The following is a 12,029-nucleotide window of genomic DNA, read 5'->3' as shown; positions in this document are numbered from 1 at the left end:
TCAGCGGTTGGCAAGCGTGCCGACTGACGTTAACCTGATAGCTCATTTCGCTAAAGTTCACCCAAACGGAACTGACTCATGTTTGAATCGATCTCTGCCGCACCCGCCGATCCTATTCTGGGACTGGCTGACCTTTTTCGTGCCGATGACCGGCCGAATAAAATCAATCTTGGCATTGGTGTTTATAAAGATGAAACCGGTAAAACGCCGGTCCTCACCAGTGTTAAAAAAGCTGAGCAGTATTTGCTGGAAAATGAAACCACCAAGAACTACCTGAGCATTGATGGTCTGGCGGATTTCGCACGATGCACGCAGGAGTTGCTGTTCGGCAAAGAGAGCGCGCTGATTTCTGCGGGTCGCGCATGTACCGCACAAACGCCAGGCGGCACCGGCGCCCTGCGCGTAGCGGCAGATTTTCTGGCAAACCAGACCAGCGTCAAGCGCGTTTGGGTGAGCAACCCAAGCTGGCCGAACCATAACAATGTCTTCAACGCTGCTGGCCTTGAAGTGTGTGATTACGATTATTACGATGCCGCAAGCCACAGCCTGGATTTCGACGCCATGGTGGCATCGCTGCAGGAAGCCAAAGCAGGCGATGTAGTGCTGTTCCACGGCTGCTGCCACAACCCAACTGGCGTTGATCCGTCTGCAGAGCAATGGCAACAGCTGGCGCAACTGTCGCTAGAGAAAGGATGGTTGCCGCTGTTTGATTTCGCCTATCAGGGCTTTGCTCGCGGTCTGGATGAAGATGCGCAAGGGCTGCGTATTTTTGCCGCTTCACATCAGGAACTGATTGTTGCCAGCTCTTACTCGAAGAACTTCGGTTTGTATAATGAGCGTGTAGGTGCATTAACGCTGGTTGCAGCGAGCAGCGACGTGGCGAAAACTGCGTTTAGCCAGGTGAAATACACCATTCGCGCCAACTACTCTAACCCGCCGTCACACGGCGCGGCGGTCGTCGCCACCATCCTCAGCAATGACGCGCTGCGCACCATCTGGATTCAGGAGCTGGCCGATATGCGTCAGCGCATCCAGCGCATGCGTCAGCTGTTTGTGAACACACTGGCGGAGAAAGGCGCTAATCAAGACTTTAGCTTCATCATCAAGCAGAACGGCATGTTCTCATTCAGCGGCCTGACCAAAGATCAGGTAGTGCGCCTGCGTGAGGAGTTTGGCGTGTATGCGGTGAACTCGGGTCGCGTTAACGTGGCAGGCATGACGCCAGATAATATGTCGGCGCTGTGTGAGGCGATTGTCGCAGTTTTATAAATCAGGCGGTAAATAACGACAAATGGGCCAAAAGGGCCCATTTTTTTATTCTTGCAGGAACGGATTGCTGATGCGTTCGCGGCCTAGCGTTGAGATAGGCCCGTGACCCGGCACGAAAGTCACATCATCGCCTAGCGGCAACAGCTTGGTTTCAATCGCATCGATCAGGTCGCTGTGGCTGCCCTGCGGGAAATCGGTGCGTCCAACGCCACCGTTGAAAATCACATCTCCCGAAATCAGAAGACGCCCAACGCGATCGAAGAACACAATATGTCCCGGCGTATGGCCCGGACAAAGCAGCACTTCCAGCGTGACATTGCCAACCTGCACAGTTTCACCCTCTTCCAGCCAGCGATCGGGCGTGAGCGGCGCGCACTCGGGCAAACCGAACATGCGGCTTTGTGTGGGCAGATTATCTAACCAGAAAGCATCGAGCGGATGCGGACCGACAATGGGCACCTGATAATGTGCCGCTAGCTCGGCAGCGGCACCAACATGATCAAGATGTCCATGCGTGAGCAGGATCTGAGATGGCGATAAACCACGTTCTGCCAGCACGGCTTTGATGGTTTCCGCATCGCCGCCGGGATCGACCAGTGCGGCTTGTTGGGTTTCGTCATCCCATATAACTGAACAGTTTTGGGAAAAAGCCGTAACCGGAATAATTTGGTAGTTCATAGCGCTCCATGACCGACACACGCAGCGCTGCCGGTATCAGGACCAGTGCCTTGCGGGCCCGGTATCTATGTGTACGAAGTTGCTGCGCGGGTAATATCCTACACCACCGGCGCGCATAGATAACGCCGCTTTGCGAACATTGCTCAACGAAATTCCCTCAATGTGGAAATCCATCGCTTGTCCTTTAGTGTGATAGCTTTTTTTCGCCACGCCCGGGCCCGATTCACGCAGCATGGTGTTGGTGGCTAAGGTGCGGTAACCCGAGATCAACTGCACCGGCTTACGCGTATCCAGCAATGTTTGCAGGCGGTAAAGCTGGTCAAAAAGATGGGGATCGATGGTCTTCACCTGATTGGCGCGGTAATCACGGAAGAAGTGATTTAAGCGGGCTAACTCATCCTTGTCATAACGCTTACCGTTAAAAAACTCTGTTTTAAGGGTTTCACCGGTGTGAAGGTTACTAAGCGTCAATACTCGTGGGCGGGCGGTGGAAAGCGAAGCCAGAGCGGAGCCAGGAAGCAGTGATAATCCTGCTGCTGCGCCTCCAATCAAGAGTAATCGACGACGTTGAGAATCAATATTAGCCATGAAGCGAGGTTACCTAATCTAAAGCGGATAAAATATGTGCGAAAAGTACACAAGGCCGAACATTAACGTCCGCCTAAGACTCAGTCAACCCAGAATATGTTGCAGAAGACCAAAACCAGCTCAAAATCAAATTTTCGAGACTGGTCTTGGTTAAATTCATGTGAAGAGAAAACAGCCAAATCAATTACTAGAGTAACAACTGACCGGCTTTGTGCAGTACCTGACTACCGGAACGGGCGGGATTATCATAATTGTAAATATCTGTACGATATTGCGGCTGGCCGTCATCTGCGACCCATGCGGTTAAATAGTAAAGGTTCACAGGAATACGATGGCGAATCGGCACGTAACGGGTATTTCCCTCTTTCAAGGTGTCTGAGATACGGCCGTCGTTCCAGCCCACATCCTGCAACAGCAGATCGGCCAGTTCTGAGGCTTTATTCACGCGCACACAGCCCGAACTGAGCGCACGAATATCGCGCTGGAACAGGTTATGGTTCGGCGTATCGTGCAGATAAATCGCATCCGAACTCGGCATGTTGAATTTGTAGCGACCCAGTGAGTTGGTTGCGCCCGGCGCCTGTCGAATGCGATACGGGAAGCTCGCGGCCGACACCATACGCCAGTCAATCATCGAAGGATCGATCACTTCCGCATCCGCACTCCAGCCCGACAACAGCGTATAACCGTGCTTATACAGATAAGTCGGATCCTGTTTCACCTTCGGCACAATATCCTGGCGCACCAGCGTGGTTGGCACGTTCCACGGTGGATTGAGCACCACATTATTCAGCGCGCTACGCATCAGCGGCGTTTTGCGGTCAGGACGACCCACAATCACGCGTGATGACAAAATGGTGGCGCCGTTGTAGTAGTAAGTAAGCGAATAGTTTGGGATGTTCACCATGATGCCGTTATGCATATCATCCGGTAGCAGACGCAGGCGCTGTATGTTGAGCGCCAGCAGCGAAGCACGCATCTGCGGCGGCACATTCAGCCATTCACGGGTACGTGGACCAATCGCGCCGTCATCGGCCAATCCCTGCCAGTGCTGGAAGCGTTTAACGCCCTCCACCAGCGTAGCGTCATACACGTTGGGTCCGGTTGCCGTCGGATTAGCAGCCACATTATTGGCCACTTCAGGCGTCGCAGCGAGTGCCGGAGCCGCATCAATATCATCAAAGTTTGCCGCAGACGGGCTCACCGCCACCGGCTGATTGCTTTGGCTCACCGGAACCGGCGCAGTTGGCACCGCGTCTTCCGCCGGCGTTGGCGTAGTACTATGGCTGGCGGTCAACATGCCGGTGCGTTGCAGAATCTCACGCAGCGCAGGCACATCATTACTGATTTGCCCTGGGCGTAGCGTAACGGTATCACGCAGCTGTGGCCACGGGCGATCGTCGGTGAGTAGCGTTTTCAGCGCATTATGCATTGGCGCATATTGCGGATGCTGCGGTTGCAACGAGACCACAAAAGTCCGGCTGCCGCCGCCGTTCACCGCATTTTGCCACTGATTGATGGCCGTCAGAGATGGCATGGTCAGCTTGTAAGGCACATTGCTGTAGAGCCAGGTTTCGCCCTGTGTCGGCACATTGGCAACAAACTGCAGATAGCCAAGCATCGCATCACTGAGCACGATGTCGCGCGCCAGGCCTTTGATGTTCGGATTGGTCAGACGCTCAACCCAGCGGGTGAATTGCGGCTGCACGCCAGAGAGCGCCACTTCCGCCAATTGCTGCTGGAAAGCCTGCACCGCTTGCGGGTCTTGCCACAGCGGAGCCATATCGCGCGACGCATAAATGCCGGCTAAACCGGGCAAATAGAAAGGTTGTTCAGTGGCGCTGAACGCCTGCTGAATCTGCTGCTGGCTGGCAGCAACCGACATCGAACTGTGGTGCGTTGAATTGGGTAGCGTGGAGGTGATGGCCGCATGGCTCACAGCCAGCGGCGATAGTACCAGTGACAAACCGAGTGCTACTGCAGCACGACTCATTTTGCTCTTATTGTTTAGCAACATCCCTGCCCCCTTCTCACCAATGACATAGCGCCCTGTGATCGCCATGTACAGCCATACTCATAATGTTGAGTATACGAATAAAAAACGGCATCTGCCTCTCAGTGCAGATGCCGCATACAGATTAAACGTAGTGCTGTTTTTTAACCAGATTAAGCGCTATGAATTCTCATATTCAAGACCGACCTTAGGACTTTGATCCTTGCTCGGTGCAGGATCTGCCGAGAAGCCGCGCAGCCCAACCACATGCACATGTTCGGTGTTATTGAACATTTTACGCACCAGTTTGTAGGTGGTGCCTTTTTCTGGGCTGATGTTCTCTGGCGCGGCGATGATCAGCTGCATCTCCAGACGTTCGCACAGCTCAAACAGTGTGGCGATCGAACGCGCATCAAGACGTGCCGCTTCATCAAGGAACAGCAGACGACACGGCGAAATATCTTTGCCACGCAGACGACGTGATTCCTCTTCCCAGCTCTGTACCACCATCACCAGAATCGACATCCCGGTACCGATCGCTTCACCGGTAGAGAGCGCCCCACTTTCTGCACGCAGCCAGCCGTCAGTGCCACGGTTCACTTCCACTTCCATCTCAAGATAGTTGCGGTAGTCGAGCAGTTCTTCACCGATGGTTTGCGGCGTGCGCTGGCCCATATCGATCTGCGGATTCAGGCGCTGATAAAGTTTCGCCAGCGCTTCCGAGAAGGTTAAGCGGTTGCTGGTAAACAGATCCTGATGCTGTTCATGCTCTTCCGACAGCGTATCCAACAGCGTTGAGTGCGCTTCACGCACGTTCACGTTGAGGCGCACGCTGCGCACCTGACCAAAGCTTACCGCCTGCAACCCCTGGTTCAACTGGCGAATACGGTTTTGCTCGCGCTGGATGGTTTTACGAATGATGTTCGCCGCACTGCGTGAGCTGATTGCCAGCGTCTGTTCACGCGCCGTCAGCTCTTCGGTCAGACGATTCAGCTCAATCTCCATCTGCTCGATGGCTTCAACCGGATCGTCGGTACGAATGATGTCCTGGCGAATACGTTCGCGCAGATGTTGATACACCGCAATAAAGAACTGAATCTTACGCTCCGGACGTTTCGGATCTTCAGACATACGCAGCACATCGCGCAGATGTTCGTTATCCGCCACCGCCAGACGCAGCGCACCCAGCGCCTTATCCGACATCGAACGCAGCTCATCGCCGCTGAGATAGGCCAGCTCGCGACGATGCAGACGACGCTCAACGCCATTCTCTTTCACCAGACGCAACACCGTGCACCAGCCCGCTTTCGCGCTGACCACCTGCTCACGAATCTGATGATAATCGCGTTCCAGCTTGCGCAGTTTTTTCTGCAGGCTGTCCATTTCGGCTTCACAGAAGGTGATCTGTTTTTCCAGCTGGTTGCGACGCGCGCGATTGTGGCTCAGCGCGCTATACAGCTCATCACGACGAATGCGCGCGCGCTCCTCTGCGCTGGCATCGGCATGCACGCCGATATCCTGCATCTCTTGCTGCAACTCTTTCAGCATGTCGCGTTTGGCATCGTATGAACTTTTCAGCGAAGCCAGCACCTGCGAATACTGCGTCAGCTGCGCCTGATGTCCACGCAGACGTTCGCGCGCGCGGCTGCGCTCGCCTTCCGCCTGCTCCAGACGCTGACGCAACTGCTCGTTGAGATCGCTGTTGCCACCCAACATGCCAGCCGAACTTTCATAGCTGAAGTGCGCGCGGCGCTGCACCACTTCGGTCAGCGCAAAGGCTTGCTGACGCGCATCACGCTGCTGCTGCTGTGCCTGCTGATAGTCGCGCTGCAGCTGATCGTGCTGCTGCGGATCGCTTTGCAGTACCGCAATCAGCGGCTCCAGCTTGCTGAGTTTGCTGCCGTGCTGATGCAGGAAGCGCGCGGCTTCCTGTGCTTCTTCGACGCGCTCGCGGATCTCTTCACAGCGATCGCCAAGCGTGTCGTCGAGCAGCAGATTTACGCGCGGCAACAGGCGGTTCAGCTGGCTGACGCCCTCTTTTGCCTGCTCAAACTGCGCGCGCTGCTGCTGATTGTCATTTTCATGCTGCGCCAGCGCCCGCTCCAGCTCGCCACGACGGCTGTTAAGCTGACGAATCTGCGCTTCCGGATCTTCATCAAACGCCACCGCTAAATGGCTACCGATGAAGCGGCTGAAGGATTGATGCAGACGCTGGGTTTTCTGTACATCAAACGACAACGTGGCATAACGCTCAGCCAGCTGTTCACGTTCGTTGTTCAGCAACTCAAGCTGGTTTTCACGCGCCGCGCGACCAAACAGCGGCACTTTCGGGAAGCGGGAGTAGCGCCACTGACGCTCAGCCACTTTCACCACCACCGCTTTTTCCAGCTCTTCGACGCTAAATACGCTGTCGTCAAAGGCTTGCGGATCGCCTTCAATCAGATAGAGATCTTCCGGGCACTCGTCTAAACCGTCGAGCAGGTCGCGCACCAGCGACAGATCTGGCACTACGATGGCGTGGCGCGATGGACCGTATAGCGCCGAGAAGTACGGTGCGTCATCCAGCGTAACGTCATCATAAATTTCCGACAGCAGCACGCCGCCAAAACGTTCCGCCAGCTGCGTCAGGCGCGCATCTTCCGCACCGCCCGGTTGGCTCAGACGTTCAATCTGCTGTTCAACTTCGCGCTTACGCGCGGCCAGCTCGTCGCGCTCAACCGTAGTTTCACGCTCGCGCTCCAGCAGTTGCTGCATAAATTCGGTGATTTGCTGGCTGCTGGTCAGCTCCTGACCGGTTTGCTCGCTCAGCTGCGTCAGGATTTCCTGCGCCGCCAGCCAGTGTGGCGCACGCGCGGTCAGCGCAGTGATGCGTTCACGCAGCTGCTCCAGCTCCTGACGCATCAACATGCGGCGTTCACCGGCATCGGCAACGCTGCTATTCAGTTGCTCAATCTGCGCTTCGAGTTCACGCTGCAAGCCGTCCAGCGCATCCGCATCGTATTGCTGGCCCTGACGTTTGCAGAAATCCGCAAGCAAACGCTCAGCATCATGCTGCTCACGCAGACGGGTTTCTAATTCATTGAGGCGCAGACGCAGCGAAGAAAGCTGTTCAGCCTGGTGGCGCTGATTGCCAGCATCGCGCAGTAATTCGCGCCCCACTTGCCACGCATCCTGACGACTGACGTCACCGGCGATGCTGGTAACTAACGCTAACGCTTGCTCAAACTGGCTGTGTGCCGCTTCGGCGACGCTCAGTTTCTGTTCCAGACGCAGCAGGCGCTCGGTGGCTTCTTCTTCACGCGCCTGGAAGGTTTCCTGCCATTCGGCCGCGTTATCGATGGTTAAATCAGGCAGCTGACACTGCGTACGCGCCTTTTCCAACGCCTGCAAGGCTTGCTGATACTGGATTGCCCGCGTCTGTTGCACGTCGAGCGCCTGCTGGAAATCGGCGAGTTGGCTTTTTAGCTCATCGACTTCCACTTCAGCCGCTTCGGCGCGTGCTTCATTCTCTTCCTGCACTTCGCGCGCTTCGGCAACCACTTCGTTCTGCTCTTCGAGGCGATAGGTCAGCTCTTCCAGATCGGCATCGTAACGCTCGATTTTTTCCTGCTGGCGCATGGCGGTTTGCACCAGATTCAGATGGTCGCTAGCGCCCTGATAATCGCTTTCCAGATCGCTCTCAGCACCGCTGTGCTCGGACAACTCGCGCGCCATTTCAATGTGGCGATACTGCTCAGAAATCAGCTGGTTGCGGCTGGTAAACAGCTCATTACGCAGCTGCAGCGCACCGTCGAGGTGAATACGACGCTCGTTGGCATGGCGCATGTAGTCAGCGGAAACGTAGTTGGTAGCTTCCGAGATCAGATGCTTAAACAGGTCGCGATCGGATTGGGTGACGCGAATCGCTTCCAGCGTCATGCGGTTTTCCCGCAGCGCGGCTTCCATATCCTGGAAGGCTTTACGCACACCGCCGTTTTCTGGCAGCAGGTAATCGCGCAGTGAACGGGTGATAGCGCTGGAGATACCGCCGTACAGCGAAGCTTCAATCAGGCGATAGAACTTACTGCGATCGCTGGCGTTACGCAGACGACGCGGCACCACACCGAGCTCGAACAGCACCGCATGGTAATCGGTGACCGAGTTGTACTGTTTGAACTGCACGCCTTCCTGTGCTTCCACGCGCTCCTTTACTTCCGTCAGCGGCAACACGCGCGCCTGGCGGTTATTAAGGATTTCGGTCAGCATATCGGTCGCCTGTGAATCGCTCGGCAAGCCGTGAATACTGAATGGTTTGATATCGACCTTTTTATCGCGTCCCGCTACCTGCTGCAGACGTACGCCAACAATCACGCGTTGATGGCGTGAGTTGACCACATCCAGCACCGAATAACAGACGCCGGCGCGTAGCTTGCCGTGCAAACCTTTATCACGCGAACCGGAAGTTGCACCGGCTTCGGTGGTGTTACGGAAGTGCAGCAAGGTTAAGTCAGGGATCATCGCCGTCACGAAGGCGGCCATGGTGGTGGATTTACCCGCACCGTTACCGCCCGAAAGCGTGGTGACCAGTTCATCAAGATCAAAAGTACGGGCAAAGAAACCGTTCCAGTTGATCAGCGTTAGCGAACGAAATTTACCGCGTTCAATCATGCTTGTTCATCCTCCGCGTTATCACTCGCGTCGCTCTCAGCGTCAATATCGTTATCTGCTTCATCGTTCTCAGTCGCAGCCGGCGCACTTTCCAGCGTCATCGCTTCACCGTCACGTATCAGGCGCAGCTGCGCTTCACGCGCATCGTCACCGCTGCGCACGTCGGCGCCAAAGCGGAACACTGATTCGGTGATGCGGAATTTGCTGCTGTCGTTGCCCATAAACCACACCATGCCGAGACGGCGCAGGCGACTCAGCGACGCGCGCATTTTTTCCTGCAGCTTGGCGCGATCAAGATCGGAACCGGTGGAACGCTGATTGACCAGCTTGAGCAGTTTGCTCTCATCGGCCAGCGACAGCAGTTCGTCGTACAGCTCTTGCTGGGTAAAAATCCCCTCATTCGCCAGACGTTCCGGGCTGAGATAGAGATAGCAAAGAATTTTGCCCACCATCATATCCAGCTCGGACAACACCGAGCGTGGAATCAAAGTGGTTGAACGCGGACGCAGATAGAAGAAGCCTTCCGGCGCGCGGATCAGCTCAACGTTGTAGCGCGCGTAAAACTCTTCGAGATATTCCTGGTAATCCATCAGGAAGGCGTGATTATCCAGCTCTTCAATGCCAATGTGGCGACCCGCGCGTAACTGGCTATCGAGCGCCGGGAAAATCGGGTTTGCCAGAGCCAATGCCAGTTTGACTGGCATCACTTGTTCAATATTTGTCGATGACATGTGCCTGCACCTTGGCTCCGTAATCATTAATGGCCTGCCATTGCGCAGGCAGACCGGCTAAATCAGCTTCGGCCACGCCGAGTCGCACCGCTTGATCGATGACGATACGCGCCAGATCAAAGTGGCGCGCGCGCGGATACTGCGACAGATAGTCGCGCATCACCGTGGCCAGATGGAGCGGCTTCTGCTCCTGCTTATAAATCTGCAGCGCCTCTTCGATCATCGCGGCCAGCTGCTCGCGAATCTCATTAAACTCTTCGTATTCCATTTCCGGCGGCAGCTCGCCCATCACCTCGTCATTACGCAGCGTCATCTCTTCATCGCGCATATCGTAAAGACGATCGGCATTGGCGTAGGTCAGCGCCCACGGCTGATCGAAATAGTTTTGCACCGACAGGCGTAAACGCTGCGCAAACACGCGGTTCTTATCCATGTCGATGGCGGTACGAATAAACTTGTGTACATGGCGGTCGTAGCCGATCCACAGATCGATAGCCTGCTGGCCCCAGCTGATGATGCGATCGAGCTTGTTTTGCAGGTCAAACACCAGCTTATCGACAAAGCCCAGATCCGGGCTGCTCAGCGTCGCATCCTGGATGCGCAGCAGGTTGGCCTGCAGCTTATCGCCGGCCGCCTCCAGCGTATCCTGCAGTTCACGCAGCGTACCGGACGTTTCCGACAGCAACATTTCACAGCTGGAGATCGCCGCGCGCCAGTCTTTGTTAAGCAGATCGGCAATATCGGTTTTCACCGCTTGCTGCTGCTCATCCATCAGACGCTGCGTCATGTCGATGCTATCGAAGATTTCCGCCACCGAATATTTCAGCGGCGCAAACACGTTACGATGCCAGTGGAATTCATCACCGTCCTCTTCGGCGGCATCCGCGGCGCGTTTCAACTCCTGCGCCACAATCGACAGCTGCATCGACAGGCGCAGCGTGGAGAACTCGCGCTGGCGGATGTAATAGTCGGTAATGCCGATGGCGAGTGGCGTCAGGCGATAGATGGCGTGCCCTTCCGTCAGCTCGCTGGTAAAGCGGTTCAGCAAGCGCTGACGCACCATGTCATTGATGGCGTTATTGGCACGGACATGCACAGTTTCGTGGGTTTGTTCGAATGCTTTGCTAACGTGACGAAACGCGTCAATCAGCTCGCCTTCACTCATCTCGCCGTCCATGCGCTCACCGTTTAAGGTGGCGATGGCCAGCAAAAAGGCCAGACGTTCTACCGGCAGCGCAAGCGAAAAATCGTTCTTGCGCGCCCATGCCACCAATTCGGGGACCGTCTGGGAAAATTCGCTCATAGTTGATCCTTCTGGCTGGGTTTGCGCGCGGTCACGTGGATATAGCGCCCTAAGCTTAAAAAGGGCTCCTGGCGACAGAAACGCCGTTCCATCTCAATGATTTCCTCAACGCTCTTCCCTGCGCCGGGTTGCGGCTTCATGTAATCACAGAAGACGCGAATGCCCGCACGCCGTTCAATTTCAAATCCGCAGTTTGTCAGCCAACGCGTCACATCATCCGGATCGCGCGGGAAATCGGGCGACAGCGTGCGCTTTTTACGTTTGCTCATATTGGCGCGCATATAGCCGAAGTTGCCAAGCGTGAGGGTGCGGAAGGTTAAGCCGTGAGCGTTGTAAAACATCAACGACAGCACGCCGCCGGGCTTGAGCGTGTGCCACAGCGCCTGCAGCACCTCTTCCGGATGCGCGACCCATTCCAACACCGCGTGAAACAATACCAGATCAACCTGCGTATCCAAATGTTCGCCCACCTGCTGGGCGCTAATTTGTTTGAATTGCATGTTGTGGCTCACACCCGCGGCAAGCGCATGGGCTTCCGCCAGCTTCAGCATCTCAGCAGAGAGATCGCACAGCACAACCTGATGACCGCGCGCCGCCAGGCCGCTTGAGACTTGTCCCACGCCGCCGCCAGCATCCAGCACCTTCAAGGATCCGGCAGGCAATGTCGGTAACAGAGCTTCCAGTTCGTCCCAGACAATCGCCTGGCGCACTTGCCCTTTGCGCGTGCCATAAATGTTCTGTGAGAATTTGTCCGCCAGATCGTCAAAGTTACGATCCTGCATGATGATGGCTCCGCTTTGCTGCATTCAACTTGTGCTAT

At 55.7% G+C, this 12,029-nt stretch carries 8 protein-coding genes; 1 reads left to right on the top strand and 7 read right to left on the bottom strand.

The window, feature by feature from the left end:
- Positions 1 to 78: 78 nt before the first annotated feature.
- Positions 79 to 1,269, top strand: a complete 1,191-nt coding sequence (locus tag PO881_RS06785; protein WP_192413848.1) for an amino acid aminotransferase — start codon at positions 79 to 81, stop codon at positions 1,267 to 1,269.
- 45 nt (positions 1,270 to 1,314) lie between these two features.
- On the opposite strand, the gene PO881_RS06780 is transcribed toward PO881_RS06785, so the two are convergent.
- From PO881_RS06780 to cmoM, 7 genes are all read right to left on the bottom strand, one after another.
- The gene (locus tag PO881_RS06780) at positions 1,315 to 1,947 is read right to left on the bottom strand and encodes an MBL fold metallo-hydrolase (RefSeq protein ID WP_192413850.1); all 633 of its coding nucleotides are present in this window, start codon (positions 1,945 to 1,947) and stop codon (positions 1,315 to 1,317) included.
- A gap of 36 nt (positions 1,948 to 1,983) precedes the next feature.
- Complete coding sequence (locus PO881_RS06775; protein ID WP_101760946.1) at positions 1,984 to 2,535, bottom strand: YcbK family protein; 552 nt, start codon at positions 2,533 to 2,535, stop codon at positions 1,984 to 1,986.
- 187 nt (positions 2,536 to 2,722) lie between these two features.
- A complete protein-coding gene (ldtD, locus tag PO881_RS06770; protein ID WP_280172649.1) occupies positions 2,723 to 4,552 on the bottom strand; it encodes a L,D-transpeptidase in 1,830 nt (609 codons plus the stop codon).
- A 156-nt stretch (positions 4,553 to 4,708) separates the two neighbouring features.
- A complete protein-coding gene (gene mukB / locus PO881_RS06765) occupies positions 4,709 to 9,175 on the bottom strand; it encodes a chromosome partition protein MukB (RefSeq protein WP_280172648.1) in 4,467 nt (1,488 codons plus the stop codon).
- Positions 9,172 to 9,906, bottom strand: a complete 735-nt coding sequence (gene mukE / locus PO881_RS06760) for a chromosome partition protein MukE (RefSeq protein ID WP_101760949.1) — start codon at positions 9,904 to 9,906, stop codon at positions 9,172 to 9,174. The genes mukB and mukE overlap by 4 nt, the downstream gene beginning before the upstream one ends.
- A complete protein-coding gene (gene mukF, locus PO881_RS06755) occupies positions 9,887 to 11,209 on the bottom strand; it encodes a chromosome partition protein MukF (RefSeq protein WP_192413854.1) in 1,323 nt (440 codons plus the stop codon). The genes mukE and mukF overlap by 20 nt, the downstream gene beginning before the upstream one ends.
- Positions 11,206 to 11,991, bottom strand: coding sequence for a tRNA uridine 5-oxyacetic acid(34) methyltransferase CmoM (gene cmoM / locus PO881_RS06750; protein ID WP_101760950.1), 786 nt, complete (start codon positions 11,989 to 11,991; stop codon positions 11,206 to 11,208). Before cmoM ends, mukF begins: the two co-directional genes overlap by 4 nt.
- Between the last annotated feature and the right edge of the window lie 38 nt (positions 11,992 to 12,029).

This window comes from Pantoea sp. SS70, from assembly GCF_029866845.1.
Taxonomy (GTDB): Bacteria; Pseudomonadota; Gammaproteobacteria; order Enterobacterales; family Enterobacteriaceae; genus Pantoea; species Pantoea leporis.
This window is presented reverse-complemented; position numbering and strand designations above follow the sequence as displayed.

What these genes read in the sequence shown, in the direction of transcription:
- PO881_RS06780 (WP_192413850.1), bottom strand. Translation starts at nt 1,947, where the DNA reads ATGAACTACCAAATTATTCCGGTTACGGCTTTTTCCCAAAACTGTTCA.
- PO881_RS06785 (WP_192413848.1), top strand. Translation starts at nt 79, where the DNA reads ATGTTTGAATCGATCTCTGCCGCACCCGCCGATCCTATTCTGGGACTG.
- ldtD (WP_280172649.1), bottom strand. Translation starts at nt 4,552, where the DNA reads ATGTTGCTAAACAATAAGAGCAAAATGAGTCGTGCTGCAGTAGCACTC.
- mukB (WP_280172648.1), bottom strand. Translation starts at nt 9,175, where the DNA reads ATGATTGAACGCGGTAAATTTCGTTCGCTAACGCTGATCAACTGGAAC.
- mukE (WP_101760949.1), bottom strand. Translation starts at nt 9,906, where the DNA reads ATGTCATCGACAAATATTGAACAAGTGATGCCAGTCAAACTGGCATTG.
- PO881_RS06775 (WP_101760946.1), bottom strand. Translation starts at nt 2,535, where the DNA reads ATGGCTAATATTGATTCTCAACGTCGTCGATTACTCTTGATTGGAGGC.
- cmoM (WP_101760950.1), bottom strand. Translation starts at nt 11,991, where the DNA reads ATGCAGGATCGTAACTTTGACGATCTGGCGGACAAATTCTCACAGAAC.
- mukF (WP_192413854.1), bottom strand. Translation starts at nt 11,209, where the DNA reads ATGAGCGAATTTTCCCAGACGGTCCCCGAATTGGTGGCATGGGCGCGC.